Origin of the sequence: Candidatus Magnetobacterium casense, assembly GCF_000714715.1 — a bacterium.
GTDB classification, from domain to species: Bacteria; Nitrospirota; Thermodesulfovibrionia; order Thermodesulfovibrionales; family Magnetobacteriaceae; genus Magnetobacterium; species Magnetobacterium casense.
Genome location: NZ_JMFO01000024.1, coordinates 1 through 18,311, shown reverse-complemented (window position 1 = coordinate 18,311; position 18,311 = coordinate 1). Strand labels below are relative to the sequence as shown.

Annotated in this window: 13 protein-coding genes; 2 read left to right on the top strand and 11 right to left on the bottom strand. The window is 48.9% G+C overall.

The genetic code is table 11. The features are described 5' to 3' along the window. Positions 1 to 123 precede the first annotated feature (123 nt). Positions 124 to 3,441, top strand: coding sequence for a PAS domain S-box protein (locus tag Mcas_RS16915; RefSeq protein ID WP_162176321.1), 3,318 nt, complete (start codon positions 124 to 126; stop codon positions 3,439 to 3,441). Further along, positions 3,438 to 4,502: a response regulator gene (locus Mcas_RS11885; RefSeq protein WP_040335767.1), complete on the top strand. Its 1,065-nt coding sequence runs from the start codon at positions 3,438 to 3,440 to the stop codon at positions 4,500 to 4,502. Before Mcas_RS16915 ends, Mcas_RS11885 begins: the two co-directional genes overlap by 4 nt. Before the next feature lie 209 nt (positions 4,503 to 4,711). On the opposite strand, the gene Mcas_RS11880 is transcribed toward Mcas_RS11885, so the two are convergent. The 11 genes from Mcas_RS11880 to Mcas_RS18520 all read right to left on the bottom strand — a co-directional run. Beyond that, positions 4,712 to 4,912: a type II toxin-antitoxin system HicB family antitoxin gene (locus Mcas_RS11880; RefSeq protein ID WP_200873692.1), complete on the bottom strand. Its 201-nt coding sequence runs from the start codon at positions 4,910 to 4,912 to the stop codon at positions 4,712 to 4,714. A 16-nt stretch (positions 4,913 to 4,928) separates the two neighbouring features. Then, on the bottom strand, positions 4,929 to 5,408 hold the full coding sequence (locus Mcas_RS16910) for a type IV pilin protein (RefSeq protein WP_052567324.1): 480 nt from the start codon (positions 5,406 to 5,408) through the stop codon (positions 4,929 to 4,931). 49 nt (positions 5,409 to 5,457) lie between these two features. Next, positions 5,458 to 7,242 (bottom strand): tetratricopeptide repeat protein, encoded by a 1,785-nt coding sequence (locus Mcas_RS11870; protein WP_040335765.1) that lies wholly within the window; start codon positions 7,240 to 7,242, stop codon positions 5,458 to 5,460. 106 nt (positions 7,243 to 7,348) lie between these two features. Continuing rightward, complete coding sequence (locus Mcas_RS19035) at positions 7,349 to 7,909, bottom strand: type II secretion system protein (RefSeq protein WP_040335764.1); 561 nt, start codon at positions 7,907 to 7,909, stop codon at positions 7,349 to 7,351. Positions 7,910 to 8,260: 351 nt separating this feature from the next. Next, entirely contained in the window at positions 8,261 to 8,821 is a 561-nt protein-coding gene (locus tag Mcas_RS19030) for a type II secretion system protein (protein WP_040335764.1), read from the bottom strand. Positions 8,822 to 9,114: 293 nt separating this feature from the next. Beyond that, entirely contained in the window at positions 9,115 to 11,100 is a 1,986-nt protein-coding gene (locus Mcas_RS11855) for a diguanylate cyclase (protein ID WP_040335786.1), read from the bottom strand. 12 nt (positions 11,101 to 11,112) lie between these two features. Then, positions 11,113 to 12,750, bottom strand: coding sequence for a methyl-accepting chemotaxis protein (locus tag Mcas_RS11850; RefSeq protein ID WP_040335763.1), 1,638 nt, complete (start codon positions 12,748 to 12,750; stop codon positions 11,113 to 11,115). A gap of 368 nt (positions 12,751 to 13,118) precedes the next feature. Continuing rightward, a complete protein-coding gene (locus Mcas_RS11840; RefSeq protein WP_162176320.1) occupies positions 13,119 to 15,035 on the bottom strand; it encodes a lytic transglycosylase domain-containing protein in 1,917 nt (638 codons plus the stop codon). Positions 15,036 to 15,334: 299 nt separating this feature from the next. Next, a complete protein-coding gene (locus Mcas_RS18255) occupies positions 15,335 to 16,330 on the bottom strand; it encodes an FG-GAP repeat domain-containing protein (RefSeq protein ID WP_156033341.1) in 996 nt (331 codons plus the stop codon). Between the two features lie 18 nt (positions 16,331 to 16,348). Continuing rightward, entirely contained in the window at positions 16,349 to 16,813 is a 465-nt protein-coding gene (locus Mcas_RS18525) for a tail fiber domain-containing protein (protein WP_162176319.1), read from the bottom strand. A gap of 815 nt (positions 16,814 to 17,628) precedes the next feature. Further along, positions 17,629 to 18,311: RpnC/YadD family protein (locus tag Mcas_RS18520; protein WP_040335758.1), on the bottom strand; the 683-nt coding region annotated here is incomplete at its 5' end.

The following is an 18,311-nucleotide window of genomic DNA, read 5'->3' as shown; positions in this document are numbered from 1 at the left end:
AGGGGCGGGTGTGGCAGGGGCGGCTGCGAAGAAGTCCCCTTAACCCCGTAATGCGATAGCCCTGTTATTTTTCTGTGTGCCTGTTCTATAATAGCAATGATGGCAACCTCAAAGATACTTATAGTGGAAGACGAGATAGTAGTGTATGAGTGGATGACCATGTCACTGAAGCGTATGGGATATGAGGTCTTACCTCCTGTCACAACCGCTGTACAGGCGATAGAGAGCGTCAAAGACAATGCCCCCGATCTGATCCTGATGGATGTCAGCATAGAGGGAGATTTAGACGGCATAGAAACTGCCAACCGTATACGGGAGATATCTGACGCATACGTGATATACTTATCGGCCCACTCGGATAATGACACCTTTGCACGTGCAAAACTAAGCGGTTCTTACAGTTATATCGTCAAACCTATCAGTGCAAGTGAGTTCAAGGCCAACATTGAAATGGCGATTTACAAGCGTAAGGCAGAGCGTGAGCTAAAGGACAAGACCGCCATGCTTGAGGAGCTTAACAGGCAACTCGGCCAGAGCGAACAGAGGTACCGCAGCATTGTTGATAACATAGGCATGGGGATAGCGATTATAGGCAGGGGGATGGAGATACTCTCTCTTAACCGAAGGATGAGGGAGTGGTTTCCGGATATAGACATATCGGAAAAACCGGTGTGTTATAAGCGTTTTAATAACCCGCCCCGTGATTGCGTTTGTGTTTATTGCCCTGTAATCCTCTCTTTTAAGGACGGTGCAGTACATGAGAGCACAACGGAGACGCCTGCCGGAGAAGGCATAAGAAACTTCCGGATTTTGGCCAGCCCTCTCAGGGATGAAGCCAACTCGATCTCTGCCGTCATAGAGCTTGTCGAAGACATCACCGAACAAGTGGACATGCAGAGGCGTTTGCTTGGGCAGTCGGAGATAAACCGATCAATGGCTGAGGTCTCAAGGGCACTTATACAATCGGACCGGATATCCATTGAAGGGATATCTGAGCTGATCCTGCACCATGCCAAGGCCCTGACTGAGAGCGTATATGGCTATGTCGGTTACATTGATGCCGGGACGGGTTTTTTTGTTGTTCCTACATTGACAACAGACATCTGGGACAAGTGCAATGTCTCCGATAAGAGGGTTGTATTTGAGAACCTCGGTGGTTTGGTCGGTTGGGTACTGGATAACAAAGAGTCGCTGTTGACAAACACCCCTGAAAGGGATCACAGAAGGGCCGGGACACCCGATGGTCATATACCGATAACACGACTTCTGTCGGTACCGGCCATGATCGGCAATAAGCTCCTTGGGCAGTTATCCGTTGCCAACTCTATGCGTGACTATACGGAGGCGGACAATGACGTGCTTTTGCGTCTTGCCAATTACTATGCCTTAGCCATAGAGCGTAAAAGGATTGACGACGAATTAAAGATGCACAATCAAAAACTCGAAGATGAGGTAAAACGACGCACGGCAGAGCTTGTAACCTCAAACAGGCTGCTTGAAGAGGAGATCATTGCAAGAAAGAAAGCCGAACAAGAGCTGAAAAGTAAAAACATCTTTAGCAACCTTATCATAGAAAGTGTCACCGATGGCCTGTGTGTGTGTCATTCGGTTGAACAATACCCCTTTGTCAGGTTTACGGTGTGGAACCACCGTATGATCGATATAACAGGCTATACGATGGAGGAGATAAATCATCTTGGCTGGTACCAGAGCATGTACCCCGACCCACGGGTGCAAAGCCGGGTGATCCAGCGTATGGCCCGCATGAGATACGGTGAAAACCTAATTGCCGAGAGATGGGAGGTAACGTGTAAAGATGGCGAGAAGAAGCTCTTTGCCATTTCAACCTCCATTATCTATGCTGTTGATGGTTCAGCCCACGTCTTTGCCCTTATACAGGACATAACGCAGAGCAAGAGGGCAGAGGACGATCTCCGCAGGGCAGCCTATGTGATCGAGCAAAGCCCCAACATGGTGATTATTACTGATACCAAGGCTAACATAGAGTATACAAACAAGATGTTTACCGATGTTACAGGATACAACGTAAACGAGGTTGTAGGTAAAAACCCCAGGATATTAAAATCCGGCAAGACCCCCCCGGAGGTGTACACGGAGCTGTGGGGTAAACTCACTGCCGGGCAACAGTGGCAGGGGGAGTTCTGCAACAGGTTAAAGGATGGCACCGAGATATGGGAGTTTGCCAAGGTGTTTCCACTTAGAGACTCTGATGGCAATGTGACGAATTATCTTAAAATATCCGAGGATATAACACATAAAAAGCGCCTTGAGGCAGAACTCAGGCAGTCACAAAAGATGGAGGCAGTTGGACAGCTTGCCGGTGGGGTTGCCCACGATTTCAACAACATACTATCGGCAATAAAGAACTATGCCTACCTCCTGAAAAAAAGGCTCAAAGGGGATGAAAAACTCCTGGATTTCGTAGACCACATTTTTTCCTCCACGGACAAGGCCACATATCTGACGCAAAGCCTTCTGACCTTCAGCCGAAAACAGGTAATCAACCTCAAGGTTGTAAACCTGACAGACATTATAACGGCTACGAAAAAACTCTTCGAGAGACTCGTTCGGGAAGACATAGACCTCCAGGTATTGGTGTATGCCCCGGAGATAATTATACATGCCGACAGCGTGCAGATCGAAATGGTGCTTATCAACCTTGTCAATAACGCCATGGATGCTATGCCCGAAGGCGGGGCGTTGACTATAAAGGCCGACATCACAAGTATAGACGCTGACTTCAGGGCAAGACACAACTACGGAACTGTTGGCAAATATGCCAGGCTGGTCGTATCAGACACGGGAGTTGGTATGGATTCAGCCACAAGAGATAAGATATTTGACCCTTTTTTTACGACCAAGGAGGTAGGCAAGGGGACAGGTCTGGGCCTTGCCACCGTATATGGCATAATCAAACAACATAATGGCTACATCAACATATACAGTGAACCCGGCAGCGGTTCAACTTTTACAATACTTCTGCCTCTTATTGAAGATACAAAGGAAGAACCCAGTCCCATATCCATATCCATACCTGGTGCCGCAGACGGTGTCGAAACCATACTCCTGGCCGAAGATAATGTTGAGATGCGAAATAGCACAAGGATATTGCTGCAGGAGGCAGGCTACCAGGTAATAGAGGCCACGGACGGCATAGATGCCATGAGTAAGTTCGATGAACACAAGTCCAAGATTGATCTTGTCCTGTTAGACGTGGTAATGCCCAGGGCAAATGGCAAGGTTGTTTGCGACCATATAATAAAAGAGACAGGTGGTGCGGCCAAGGTTATCTTTTTGAGTGGCTACTCCTATGAGATCATTAAAAAGCAAGATGTTCTGGAACAAATAGGAGTCTATATACAAAAACCTATAAGGCCCGACATACTGCTAAACAAGATAAGGGAGGTACTTGACCAGTGAGCAAGGCAAGATTGCTTATAGTGGATGACGACAAGACATTATTAAATTCCGTGGTTATAATACTTGAGGAAGAGGGCTATGATGTTTCCCCTGCTTCAAGTGGTAAGGAAGCCCTTGATATGTTAAAGCGTGGTAGCTATGACGCAGTGGTTACGGATATAAAGATGCCTGGCATGTCAGGGCTTGAACTCATAGGGGAGGTAAAGGCAAGTGGCATTGAAACCCCTGTAATTCTTATGACGGCCTTTGTTGAGCTCAAAACAACTATTGAAGCTGTCAGAAAAAATGCCTTCGACTTTATCACCAAACCTTATGCCCCTGATGACCTTATATTGGCTGTTGAAAAAGCCGTAAGATTCAATGAGCTTATCAAGTTGGAGAAAGATTATAAGCGTAGTCTTGAATTTACGGTTGAACAAAGGACTAAGGAGTTGGGTGATGCCCTGATGGTGGTCAGAGACCTTAACGATGAGCTTCTGAGGCGTCTTACCGCTGCTGCCGAGTGCAGGGATACCGACACGGGTTCACACCTGACACGGATTGGCCTCTATTGTAAGAGGCTTTCAGAGGTGTTGGGCATGTCTGCCGATTTCATTGACGACATTGTATTTGCCAGCACCCTGCACGACATTGGAAAGATAGGGATAGCAGACGGTATTCTCCTTAAACCTGGCGCCCTCACTAAAGAGGAGTTTGAAATCATGAAAGGGCATACAACAATAGGCAACAACATGCTTAAGGGTTCCTCAAATGCCAAAATTGCTATGGCTGAGACCATTGCCCTGCGTCACCATGAAAGGTGGGATGGCTCTGGTTATCCTGGTGGCCTCAGCGGCGAGCATATCCCGCTACCTGCACGGATTGTTATGATCTGCGACCAGTACGATGCCCTGATGATGAAGAGGCCATATAAATCCCCCTTGGGCCATGGCAGGACCTATGAGATCATTACAACAGGTGACGGCAGGACTATGCCACAGCACTTCGAGCCGGAGATACTTGAGGCATTCAAAAAAGCTGCCCTGGACTTCTCCGATATATTTCGAGCATTCCAAGATTGAAATACACGTATCCTCTTAAAAAAGGATGGTAAAATGGGGTCAAGGGGGCTGGCCCCCTTGCAGGGGGTTCTGAAGGGGCCAGGTGCGACCTGGAGCGAAAAAGAAGCGGAGCCGCCCCTTTCTTTTTTTGTATCGTATGCAACCCAAATGAGCTATAATCCTCAACAGTGCGGCCAATACCTGTTTTGCTTTTACAGTTGGCCATGTGCTCACGCTGTTACTGAAAATAGTTCATCCATCTCTGGAACAACTTCCATTTCTTCCAGGCGATCTGCCATTATTCGTAACGCTAGTACCTTTACATGTACAATGGCCTCATTGCGAGTATCTCCATAGGCAAGTGCACCGGCAATGTCGGGCACCTCTGCAATCCAGCGTCCGTCCTCTTCTTGTTCGGTTTCAATTGTCACAATATTATCCTTTGCATTAAAAGCCGCACCTGTTGTTGTTGTTATCTATCTTCAGCTCGCTACTGGCGCATGTTGCCCCTGATGAGACAGAGGTTGAGACGGCTTTATCAACGGCACCGGCTACATAAGCAGTGGCCGTACCGGTGGTGGTGATGGAGTAGACAAAGTTCAACGCCGCCGTGTTACCCGGCTTAAAGCCCGGCAGAAATGCCTGTATGGCTGTAACACCGGAAATCGTTGCATTCGTGCATACTGTTGGTGGTCCCCCTGTCCGGTAGTAACAGCCGTTTTCATTAAAGTACTGCTCAAGATGCAACCTGATAGCCTCAAGGTTTTCCTTTGCCTCAGCCCTTCTTGCTTTATCCCGCTGTCCCAGATAGGTCGGTATGGCCACGGCAGCAAGTATAGACATTATTACCAACGTTACCAGTACCTCCACCAGGGTGAATCCTTTGTCTTTTAGTGTATCAGAGATTTCAAATCTCGCTTTCTCCATAAATTGCCTCCTTTTTTTCTATCAATGATTGATCCTAACATAATTTATGTTACCTTAACAATCTGTTGGTTTTTAGTTTTTCCTCTTTGCGCATTATGGTAAGGCGCAGGAAATTGATGGCATTTTTTGATAGTTCCCCTCCCGGCTCGCTGTCTATCACGGCAGAGAAGGCGGCCTCGGCCTGCTCGAGTTTATTCAGTTCGAGGTAGCACAGGGCAAGGTTAAAGCGGGTGTGTATCAGGGTTGGGGAGACGCTGAGGGCCTTTTCAAAGAGGGCTGTTGCCTTTAGCAGCAGTGCCGGTTTGTCGTCTGCGTTGAGTTCGGATTGGCGCATGTAGAGGTAGCCGAGGTTGTTGTATGCATTGAGATTATTGGGGTCTTCGGCGATGGCAGAGTGCAGTAGTGCTTGGGCCTTTACGTAGTCATTTCTCTTCATATGGAGTGTTGCAAGGGTGTTGAGGATGATAGAGGTTTGTTCCTGGCTCTTGGTGGGGAGTTTCATGGCGATGGTGAGTTCGTCTTCGGCTGCCTTGAGATTTTTTTCCTGCAGTAGTGCTATGGCGTAGTTTGTGTGGGCGACTACGGAGTCGGGGGTTTTCTCTACAGTATCCTGCCATAGCGCCAGGTCATTTTTCCAGACCTTGAGTCTGTCGTGGGTCATATATGAAAATGTCATCAGGAGTATGGTCACAGCGACGATAAGGGTTTTGCTGCCAAGGAGCTTATACCCTGCAAATACAGCCAGAGAGGCAAAGCCTGCCGAGGGCAGATACAGGTAGCGTTCCCCCAGGGGGTTTGCCACCTGCGAAAACATTATAGTCAGCGATGGCATCAGTGTCACTGCCACCCACAACAGGTAAAATAGTTCCGTCTTAAAACCCCTTACGGCCAAGATTACGCCACAGACAACCGGTAGCAAGAAAACGGGTATATAGACGGGATTGGCCGGAATCTTTGGCATAAGAGTCAGATTGATGGGCAGGAGCAGTTTTTCGACATAAAATGCACATCCATAGACAACGGTGTGTATAAGCCCTCCCGCCGATACGTCTGAGGACAGAAAGGCGCCCCTGGAGCCTGGTTTCAGCAAGACATCCCTGAGACCACCACCCTTTCTCAGGACAAAGTACAAACAGACTACGGTTGACAACACACCAATGGCCATTATTATGTGCCTTTTGTTCATCCGTGTCATCAGTGCGTAAATAACGGCCACGATGGCAAAGGAGATACCGTTTTCCTTTGACATCAGCGAAAAAAAGAAAAATACGGCACAGACAATCAGGGCCTTTGTCTGCCTGTCTCTTTCGTAGACCATAAACGACAGCAGGGCCGGCAAGAAAAACGTTGTTGCCAGCAGGTCTGTCCTGCCCGATATCCATGCCACCGCCTCCGTGTTAATGGGGTGAGATGCAAAGAGCAGGGATGACAGCAGCGGCATGAGCAACATCGCCTTGTCCGCTGTATTGTTTGTACTTGACGGCAGGGGGATTTGCAAGAAATACACAAGTGATACAAAGAGCAGCAATGCATTGGTACTGTGTATCAGGCAATTAGTCAGGTGGTAGCCAAAGGGGTTTGTTCCCCATATGCGGTGGTCTGCGAGCATGGAGATATAAACGAGCGGACGATAGTACAGATAACTATTGAACAAAAAATCATAAGGGTTGTTTTTATCAATCAGGGTGTAAGTATTAATTACATGCAGGTCATCCCACACGGGGGCATTATATAATGTCGGCAGATAGAGCAAAAACGTGCAAATAAACACCATTACCCCTGTCATAGACATGAGCACATAGTTTCTCTTTATATAATCGTTGACTGTTTCCACGTTCAAATCCCTTTTATGTTTAGAATGCCTCGTTTGGTACAGAGAAGCAAAAAGGGGCATTGCTGCCCCTTATGCCCTTTAAGTTATCCTTGTTGGAGAGAATCGCTTATCTGGTTGTAACCACCTGGCTGAAGATCGGGGAGGTGGTATCCGTGGCGTATGCAGTGATGTTGACCGCACGTGTACCACTTGGGGTTACAAATACCTCACCCTCTGTGGTGTGGGTTGTGACAAACAGTGATGCTCCTGTAAACGGGCTCTTGTCGCCCTTGTATGTGTGGTGGTTTACAAAGTCATTAAGTATATCCGTGATACCGCCCGGGAATGCGGTGTATGTGCTTGTGCTGGCCTGGTTGTACATTGCCTGACAGGTCTTGCCTGTTGCCGTACCATTTGTGGCTTCTACGCAACCCTGTGCGCCTGCCGTGCTGGTTACGATTATATATGGGTCTCCTGCTACATAGGAATCCAGATATCCCTGCAGGTCTGATACGGCTCCCTTTGCTCCTGACTCAACTGCTCTCACCTTTGCTTTCTCTCTCTGCCCCAAGAACGCCGGCACTGCTATAGCGGTCAATATACCGATAATCGCTATAACGATCAATAACTCGATCAGGGTAAAACCTCTTTCGTCCCTCTTGCTCATCTCTGACACTACCTTAAACATGTCAATCCTCCTAATTACGTTGGTACGTTTTTTTCGACGGTTAAAAACCAGTCGTTAGTTTATCTGTATTCAGATATCAACTGAAACTCGTTATGTCTATAAGTATTGCAGTAATCGTGCCAGATGCGACTATGAAAATATGCCCGTTTATGCCGGTGTATGGCCAACTCAGAGCGCCATATTCTGTCATGTGTGACACAAAATGTCAGTGCGTTTGGCTTGGCTGCATCTCGCCTGGCAACTGAACTCTGTGTCAGCCAGCAAACCAAAAAAGCAGGCAGGGGGTACGTATGCCCCTGCCTGCTCTGATTTCATTACTATAGGACTATGACGTCCTTGTTGGAGAAAGGCTTACCTTGTTGTAACCACCTGGCTGAAGATCGGAGAGGTGGTATCCGTGGCGTATGCAGTGATGTTGACCGCACGTGTACCACTTGGGGTTACAAATACCTCACCCTCTGTGGTGTGGGTTGTGACAAACAGTGATGCTCCTGTAAACGGGCTCTTGTCGCCCTTGTATGTGTGGTGGTTTACAAAGTCGTTAAGTATATCCGTGATACCGCCCGGGAATGCGGTGTATGTGCTTGTGCTGGCCTGGTTGTACATTGCCTGACAGGTCTTGCCTGTTGCCGTACCATTTGTGGCTTCTACGCAACCTTGTGCGCCTGCCGTGCTGGTTACAATTATGTACGGGTCTCCTGCCACATAGGAATCCAGATATCCCTGCAGGTCTGATACGGCTCCCTTTGCTCCTGACTCAACTGCTCTCACCTTTGCTTTCTCTCTCTGCCCCAAGAACGCCGGCACTGCTATAGCGGTCAATATGCCGATAATCGCTATAACGATCAATAACTCGATCAGGGTAAAACCTCTTTCGTCCCTCTTGCTCATCTCTGACACTACCTTAAACATGTCAATCCTCCTACTTACGTTGGTACGTTTTTTTTCGACGGTTAAAAACCAGTCGTTAGTTTATCTGTATTCAGATATCAATTTGAAACTCGTTATGCCTATAATGTTGCAGTTATCATGCCAGAGGCAAGTCCTCCATACATGCCTCTATACGACTGCGCAGGAGCGTTTCAGAGCGCCATATTCTGTCATGTATGACACAAAATGTCAGTGCGTTTGACATAACTGGCTCTTGCCGGTCGGCTAACTCTGTCTCAGCACGCAAACAAAAAATTTACCTCAACAGGCGTTTTTCAAAGGCCGATGATGCGGTTTCTTCCCTGACTCTTCGCTGCGTAGAGGGCATTGTCGGCCTTTCTTACCAGTTCGTTGACATCCTTTATCGAGGGATCACAAACTGCGACGCCGACGCTGATCGTAAGCAAATGCCCCCGGAAACGTTTTAATAATGTTCTGCCAAGTTTTTCGACTTCCTTGCGCAACCGCTCGGCATAGAACGTTGCATTGTCAAAACCGGTGCCGTTTAAGATGACAACGAACTCCTCACCGCCATAACGTCCTACGTAATCCCCCGGTCTTGAGAGCTTGACTATTGTTGAGGCTATGAGTTTCAGCACACTGTCCCCGACCTGGTGGCCAAAGGAATCGTTGAAGCGTTTGAAGTGGTCGATGTCTATCATGGCAACGGCAAGAGTCGTGTTGTGTTGCCTGGCTTGGCTGAAACTGGTGGCAAGCAGCTCGTCCAGCGAGCCGCGGTTGTGTACGCGGGTGAGGGCATCTATGGTTGCCCTGACCTTGTACTTCTCAAATATGCTTGCGTGTTCAAGGGCCATGCCAAGCTCATTTGCAACCATGCCGACATACGAGAGGTCGTGCTGGTGTATGGATGCCCTCGACACTATGTTGTCAACACCGATGATGCCCAGTATCTGGTTGTTGTTTGTCAACGCAACGATGCCCATCTCCTTGATCCCCATCTTATTGAGCAGGCGACACTCCTGGATGGTTGAACCGTGGATGATAAGCGGCCTCTTTTTCCTCAGACATTCGATGAACCCCTCCATGTATGGCGTAAGTACAATGCAAAAACCGACCTCCAGACTACCCCCAGGGGCTGTCTCATGGAGTGCCTTGACCTTCAGACTCCGTGTAACCTCGTCGATATTCATCAGATAGAGGCGGTCGTAGTGGAAGTCTGCCTGGATTGCCTTGAGGGTGACATCGATTATCGTTGCACTATCAAGGCTGCTGTGTGGGGCGGTCAGGCTCTTTGAGATATCGGGTACTTGTGAAATGTCCTCCGTTGAGGGTATGAGATAGAAGTACTGCGTGTGTTTCTTGCTGAGGGCGATGTTTGCCCGCAGGAGGTTTTCACGAAACTTGTCAATCGTCGGGAAACTGAAGTTGTAGAACTGGGCAAGATGCCTCAATTCTATATCAAGTCTGTCAACGAGGTGGTGCAGGTTGAGCTTGCCTATGTCTATGGCCTTGAGGGATTCCGGTTGGAGGATTGGGTGTCTTACGATATTTACGGAGCCTATGCCCTGGGTCCAGGCGATGAGGTTTGCTAGTGATACAATGGACACCAGGAGCGAGTTGTCCTGGTCAAGGTTGAGGTGCTCAAAGCGTTGATGGTGGTACCTTATCACCAACGTGACAAACTCCGGAAACCCCCAAAGCTGCGAAAAGAACGCCCCAACTTCGTCATGCCCCATGCCGACAAACTTGACCTCTTCCTCGATAAGTAGCCCGTTTATCGTTGGGAGATTGTCCATGAAATCAGAATAGGTGATATGTCCGGACGTCTCTATTATTATCTTGCCCAGGTCGTGAAGTAAGCCGGAGATATAGGCCTCGTTGTGGTTTCGATATCCGACCTCCTGCGCTATAGCCCTGCTCAGACACGCCACCGACAAGCAGTGTTGCCAGAAAAATATACGATCAAAACGAGGCCGTATACTACCCGTAAAGAACTGCTCATACAGGGATATCTCTAATGCCAGCGACCAGACAGTCGACACACCAAGCACCTCAACAGCTTCCCTGATATCGGTTATGCTGTGCCTTATCCTGTATGCAGGTGAGTTGACCAGCTTGAGAATCCTCGATGCAATAGTGGGTTCTGTCTCTACCAGTCTGACCAGGTCTGCAATGGGGACGTCATCCTGGTTGGCCATCCTCAGCATCTTTACAACCGCTACGGATACGACAGGAAGCTCCCTGTTCCCCGGCTCTATGACATTGACAATAGCGTCTTTTGACGGTATGAGGCCTGACATCTCCACTGCGTTTTAGACCTTAAAATGGGCTATGATCTGCTGGAGGTCTATAGATAACTGTGCCAGGTCTGCGGCAGACTGTGCAATCTGCCCTGACCCTGCCGATGCCTCATTGGAGATATTTGCCACGGCCTCAATGTCCTTCTGTATGGTATCTGACACCGATGACATCTCCTCAGTGGCAGTGGCTATGCTCTGGACAAGTCCCTGGAGGTTATCGACGTTCTGGACGATATCCCTTAGTGAGTCTCCTGCCTTGGTAACGTGAGTTACTCCCGTATTGACCTTTTCCGTGACTTCGTTCATGGAGTTGACCGTGGCCTTGACCTCTTTTTGTATACTTCCGATCATTTCGCTTATTTCGGATGTGGCCTTGGATGTGCGTTCGGCGAGCTTTCTCACCTCATCGGCCACCACTGCAAAGCCCCTGCCCTGTTCCCCTGCCCTTGCGGCCTCTATGGCGGCGTTGAGGGCAAGCAGGTTTGTCTGGTCTGCGATATCATTGATGACGCTTATGATATCACCTATCTTCATTGATCGCTCACCCAGGGAGGTCACAAACTGAGAAGACTCCTGTACGGTACCGGCAATTGCCCGGACCATGTCAACGGATTGATGCACGATGGCTGCACCCTCGGAGGCAACCTTTGCCGTGGTTACTACCGACTCTGATATAAATGATGTGTTCTGGGCAATATCCGATGCCGTCTGCGACATCTCTGTCGATGCCGTGGCGATCTGAGCCGCTCTGCCTGCCTGCTCGGAAATCCCCCCGGATATCTGCCTTGAGTTGGCGCTTAACTCCTCACTGGAGGTTGCTATGCCATCGGCTGATATCTTGATCGTAGCTATCATATCCCTGAGCCTATGGACCATCTCACTGATGGCAAGCAGCAGGTGACCGATCTCATCCGTGCTGTCAACCGCTATGTCAATGGTAAGGTCACCGTCTGAGACTTGCCTCATGGTCTCCATGCCCCTGACAATGGGTAGCGTGTTAATACGCGCAATAAACAGGGAAAGCCCGATTATAATTCCAAAACATACAAGCGTGCCAATAAATATCTGTATCTTCAGTGCATTCATCTGTCTGTCTATGTTGTCAATGTAAACGCCTGTCCCGACGATCCAGTCCCAGGGCTTAAACAGCCTAACGTACGACAGCTTTGGCACCGGCTTTTGCGACCCAGGCTTAGACCACATGTAGTTGACATATCCTGCGCCATCCTTCTTACAAACCTTGACAAACTCAATGAACAGACGCTTGCCGTTTGGGTCCTTGTTGTCGGAGAGGTCCTTGCCGTCGAGTTCGGGCTTGATGGGGTGCATGATCATCTTTGGCTGCATGTCGTTTATCCAAAAGTATTCTTTCTCCATATACCTGATGTTGCGGATACGTGCCTTTGCCCTGTTTTGCGCCTCCTCCTGAGTAAATTCGCCCTTATTGGCACGTTCGTTGTACTCAACCATGAGGGCGTAGGCGATGTCTGTTAGATTCCTGAGGGAGTTGAGTTTTTCATCAACCATGTTTTTTTTCATAAGCGGTATGAAATAGAACACAATAGCAATCAATACGATCAGCAACGTTGCTATTGATATACTTATACCCTTCCAAAACAGTGACCAGTCCCTGAATCTTTTTATCTTCATGTTAATGCCCCTTTAATCTTTATATATCGTTTTGAACTTTCTGGATTCCTGCTTACGCAGAAATGACATAGAACTACGCCATTTATTGTTATTCTCACAAAAGCGAGAATCCATTTTCTCGAGTTTTCGAAAAATAAAACTTAACAATGGCATATACATTGCTTTACTAAATACTTGAGTTAGGATACAATAAAGTGATAGGATTGTCAAGATAAAAAAATTAGGTAGCACTCCAGTCTGGTGTGGTCTCATCGCTCGGATTAAATACAACAGACGTGGTGTTTTTATGGGATCAAGGGGGCTGGCCCCTTTTATGCCAGTGCGGCTCGCACCCGCCCCGGCCACAAAACGCCCCCTTCTTCCTGCCTTCACCTTGTAAGTGAGCAGTTGAGCACGAAACTTACAGCGGCGTTGTCGGGATTGGCGGCTTTGGTGTATTGAAAGTACGTCTTGAGGACGCGCTTTACGTAGTTTTTGGTTTCGTCGTAGGGGATGTCTTCGACGAACTCGTCTATATTCTTGTACTTGCCGTCTTTGAGCCACTTATCAACCGCAGCCTCCCCGGCATTGTAGGAAGCAAGCGCTATTGGCACACAACCGGAATCACCCACCAACTGCGCGAGATAGTAGCTGCCAATGAGGATGTTCTTCCTCACGTTAAAGATGTCGCGTTTGTCGGCAATCCGCTCACCTATTTCTTTACCGCTCCAGGACGCTCCTGGCCTGGCGCTGTACTTGGCCGCCGTGGAAGGCATCAACTGCATCAACCCTATGGCCCCCGCCGGAGAAAAGGCATCGTCCTGAAATCGGCTCTCCTCACGCATCAGCGACAGTATCAGCAGCGGATTTATTGAGTTGCGCCGCGAGGCCTCATCCACGATGTCCCTGTAGGCATACGGGTAGAGGAGTCTGTGCACCTTACGGCTGTATGGAAGTTTGCCCGCCAACAGCACGGAGTGACGATACATGTGGGCCTCATTTAGCATCATGCCGGCCTCAAGCATCATATCGTTGTCGTAACTGGTGGCATTTCGTATAATGTGGAGGCTTTCGTTCCTGATGGCATCCTCGATGTTGAGATCAAGGAGGACCGCCAGACGCCTCAACTCCTCGTGCTCCTTGCCGGTGGCTGGATTGCCATTTAATCTAACCGTGTGCTTGATCTCCACCAGCTCTATAAGCTCAGGCTGCCGACCCAGCTTGTAATAGGCCAACAGACTGTAGTAATCGCCTTTTCTGGTAAGCTTTTCATACAGCTCCGTGGCATCTTTATTCATCAGCTCAAGCGTACGAGCCATCCAGTAGAGGTATCGCTGATCTCCGTAGTTGTTATACAGCAACTTAAAGCCCTCGACGGCCTCTTCATAGTCACCCGTGAGGTAGTGTGCCCAGGCAATGTGCCACAGGCTCTCTTCCTTCAGGAATCGGTTTTCCTTGAGGGAGTCAAATATCTTCAGCGCCTTGGCCGTGTTGCCCTGACGCCGGTAGTACAGTCCCTTTATGAGTACGAGTTCGGCGGATTTTTCGTCCTTGTTGGCATCCAGGGTATCGACCTTTGCGTTGAACCTGGCAAACTGACCGGAACGGTACAGGCTGCGTGCCTCATAGTAGGCATTGCCTAGCTTGTGGAACAGCTCGGCAGACTCATTGTAACTCTTCTGTCTGAAGAGCGATATGGCGATGTCATTGAGTATCTGCTCCCTGAGCGTCCCGGGAGACTTTTCAAGGGCGCGTCTTAGCAGCGCTTCGGCCTCGGAGTAGTGGTGTTTTTTCATAAGGTTTTTTGCCCGCGTAACCAGATCGCCAAGATCAAACTTGCCGGCGTTGATCTTGTCACACGATTCCTCGGAGGCATATCCTGCGCTGAGGCATATCCGTTTAAACTGCGCCTGGGCCTCGGTCTCCTTGCCGTCTTCCGTTAGCATGTTGGCATACGAAAACCTGATCCTGTTGTCGTCGGGGTGTTTTTTGAGGTAGAGTTCGGACAGCGACAATGCCCGCTCAGGGTTGAGCTGTCTCTGCGTGCTAATTTCCATCATCAGGGTGTCCTTGTACAGCGGGGAATTGGGATAGGATTCCTTGAGGTGCAGGATGTCCTTGAGGGCCGCCTCAGGTTGTCCTGCACCGGTATACCCCTTTGCCCGCCACAACAGCGCATAGTCCTCCAAGAGCACAGGCGTTTCCAGGAACAGGCTCAACTGCTTGATCGCCCCGGCGTAGTCCCTGTTGTCCAGGGCGGTCTTGCCGCCTTTGAGGTGCTCGTAGGCACCAGGCAGCGCCCACATCTGGCCCGCTGAGGACAAGAGCAAAAGCAAGAGAAAAAGAAAAGAAAGAAAGGGGCGTTTTGTGGCCGGGATGCCCCACCCCATCCGCCCCCCTTTAGAACTCCCTGCAAGGGGGCCAGCCACCTTGACCCCATTATTCTCAATCCTATGTTTCATAAATTATATTCCATTTCCTATATATCCTAAAGCATAGATTATACAGGTCATGATATCGTTCGGTCAAGGGGCGAGCCACCCCTGGCTCAACTGTCGCATCCGCCCCTGCCGTAAACCGCTCCCCTTCTTTCTCTCCCCGTGTGTTAGTAAATGCTCCAGTCGCTTGGGACACCCTGATCGGCATAGCCTCCGGAGTTAATCGTCGTGCCGTCCATGAACCAGATGTAGACGTCGCCGGTTGAACCATCCTGCCAGAGCATGTCGTTCATGCCGTCGCCGTTGTAGTCTCCGACCGACTTCACGCGCCAGGTATCAGCGCCGAAACCGAACACTGACACACCCGCTGACTGATCGGCACCGCCCTTGGGCTTAACGAAATCGCCGCCCTTGATCTTTATGCCGTCCATCAACCAGACGTATATCTTGCCGGTATCAACGTCCTGGAGGTGTACGTCGCTCCTGCCGTCGCCATCGTAGTCGGCGATTGACCTGATCTGCCACTGAGACGGTATCCCCTTGGCCACAAAGCCGCTGCTTCCCTGTATCTTGACACCGTCCATGAGCCACGCGTAGACGTCACCGGTGTCCTTGCTCTGCCAGAGGATGTCGGTCTTGCCGTCGCCGTCAAAATCCTTCTTCGTCTTCTTGCATACACCGTTAAACTCGGCGGTAATGCTTCTTGTTGCCGTCATGTTTACCGTACACTGATTACCGATGTTTACGTCGCATCCAGTCCAGCCGTTAAACATTGAGGCGTTGTCCGCCACCGCAGTGACTATCACCTGTGTGTTAAGAGCATACAGGGCGGTACCGGTGTTGCCGCTCCAGTTGAGGCTGCCCGTTGATGTTGTTATAGCGCCATCCCCGGTACCCTGTTTTGTGACCGTCAGCGTTACCGGCGTTGGAGTTGTGGTTGGGATGGGTGTTGCAGTTGGTGTTGCCGTCGGCGTTGCTGTAGCCGTTGGTGTGGGCGTAGGTGTCACTGTGGGCGTTGGTGTGGGAGTCGGAGTCGGCGTTGGTGTTGCTGTCGGTGAAACGTCCCAATAGCCCGCATCCCACGTCATGCCGTCCCACGTGCTGATTGCCCATGTCGATGACGCCATCAGCATTATCATTAGTGTTAAGACAATTCTTCTCATCCTGTCGTCTCCATTATGTCACTTGGTTTGATGTTCAAGCGACTTCACCCTGTCCGATAATTCAGCGATAGTCTTCTGCTGTTCCTGTACGACCTTGGTCAGTATTGCGACCATGTCCATCGGGCTTAGGCCCTTGCGATCCTGTGTGGCCACGATGTCTGGGACGTCCTCTGCGATGAAGCCGATGTGGTGTTCGTCGTCGGTCTTGTACTTGAAGGAAACCGGCTCAAGTTTGTTAAACGCAAGCATAGCGTCTTCGGATGTAAGGCTCTGGATGTCTTTCTTGTACTCGCGGCTTGAGGCGTTAGTCCATACACCGCCTGTGGTTACGTAGGCACCGCTGCCCATGTGGATGGGATAGGATGGGGTCATTGTGCCGATGCCTAAGTTACCATTATTGGCAATGGCAATAACTTTAGCTGGAATGGTCCCTCCTATTGCTTCTTGAACATAAATCAGTATTCCATTCCTAATTTTATCCAACTCTCTAGATGGATACGGTTCAAAAATACGTAAATAACCATTAATAGTATCAATTGTCCAGTCAGCATTATTCGATACACCCTTAAAAAGCAATTGACCTCCTTCATTAGTAGAACTATCTTGGGGTAGTAATTCTAACAAACGGGTTGTGTCAGAATGGCCTGCTTCTGTATGTATTCTAACCACTCCGCCAACTTCAAATGCTGCGCCTGGACTACTTGTTCCAACCCCAACATTCCCACCGCTGTAAAACAAATTACTCCCCGACTTATCCCAGCACCTCTCCCCCAGATAGCTAAAGTTGGCGTTGACCTCACTGGACTTGGCAACCGTCCCCGACGTGAACACGTTTGGCACCGACCCCGCGTATGCCGACAACGTCAAAAACAGCAACGCAACAAGCGCTACGTTAGCCCCAACTACTTTCTTTAAACCTGTGTTACTAAACCTCATCTTAAAGTACCTCCGAACTGTGTTTAATTTGCACGCAAAATGCGTGAGTGCCCTTTGATTGCTACTTCGTTGATGAAAAAGGCCGGACAAGATACAACAATGACGTTGATAAGTGATAGTCCAATTAAACGCAAAAATACCGTGGAAAAGAAAAAAACTAGGGGGTGTTAATGTTGCTGAAGGTGCGTTAATATATATATATATATATAGCAAGACCTGCGCCAAAACTGGAATATCCTGGCATATCAGGCTGAAAATAATCTCTCAACCGCATAAAAAAACCTCCTTCTTCACATTCTTTACGATCATCGCAGAATCGTATTTAAACCTGTAGCTGCGGCAGACGTTGTTCAACGGCAAGTTCAAGCATTACCCTGCAGGTACAATCTCAACTGGGCTACCGACGTGGACCTCTTGATAAGCGCCCTGAATTCATCAAGTCTATCGACCTTATCAATGCCCCTGAGCATATCCATAAGCTCCAGTCCCTCCGGACCATACTTGATTTCAAGCATCCCTTCTATCCCTTTGAGTTCGCCTTCCAAAATGCCTTCCTGTCTTCCTTTGAGTTCACCCTTTGTAAATATATCCTTAAAGAACTCGTATTCATCCAAATCAATTGTTATCGGCATGTTCAGTACCTCCTGTTTTACCTTGGCGGCCAGATTTCTTAATCCGGCAAGATATAGAAATTTCCTTATATAATTCTCCCTTTTTCTGGGTTGTAACCGGTAGAGTTTAGCAAGAATCCTCTTTATCGTAACATCGGCATCGTCGAACCTGCACAGAATAGCCAATATAATATCATCAGGGTCATCACTGTCAATGAGTTGGTTGCCATCAAGAGTACGGGCGTCTATCAATTCGTAGGAATACTTTATTCGTTTAAACTTCATACTGCTTTTCATGTTTAACGGCTTATTACCGATATACAAGACAATCTGTAACGGTAACTTCTTGTACTGATTGTATATGAACCCGGAATAGAGATACATACGCCCCAACATATCGCTGTCGTTTGACGATTGCATCTCAATGTGGGCTA

Bases quoted from the DNA above. Each gene is read 5' to 3' on its own strand.
- Mcas_RS11855 (WP_040335786.1), bottom strand. From the start codon at position 11,100: ATGTCAGGCCTCATACCGTCAAAAGACGCTATTGTCAATGTCATAGAG.
- Mcas_RS11840 (WP_162176320.1), bottom strand. From the start codon at position 15,035: ATGTGGGCGCTGCCTGGTGCCTACGAGCACCTCAAAGGCGGCAAGACC.
- Mcas_RS16910 (WP_052567324.1), bottom strand. From the start codon at position 5,408: ATGGAGAAAGCGAGATTTGAAATCTCTGATACACTAAAAGACAAAGGA.
- Mcas_RS18255 (WP_156033341.1), bottom strand. From the start codon at position 16,330: ATGAGAAGAATTGTCTTAACACTAATGATAATGCTGATGGCGTCATCG.
- Mcas_RS19035 (WP_040335764.1), bottom strand. From the start codon at position 7,909: ATGTTTAAGGTAGTGTCAGAGATGAGCAAGAGGGACGAAAGAGGTTTT.
- Mcas_RS19030 (WP_040335764.1), bottom strand. From the start codon at position 8,821: ATGTTTAAGGTAGTGTCAGAGATGAGCAAGAGGGACGAAAGAGGTTTT.
- Mcas_RS11850 (WP_040335763.1), bottom strand. From the start codon at position 12,750: ATGAAGATAAAAAGATTCAGGGACTGGTCACTGTTTTGGAAGGGTATA.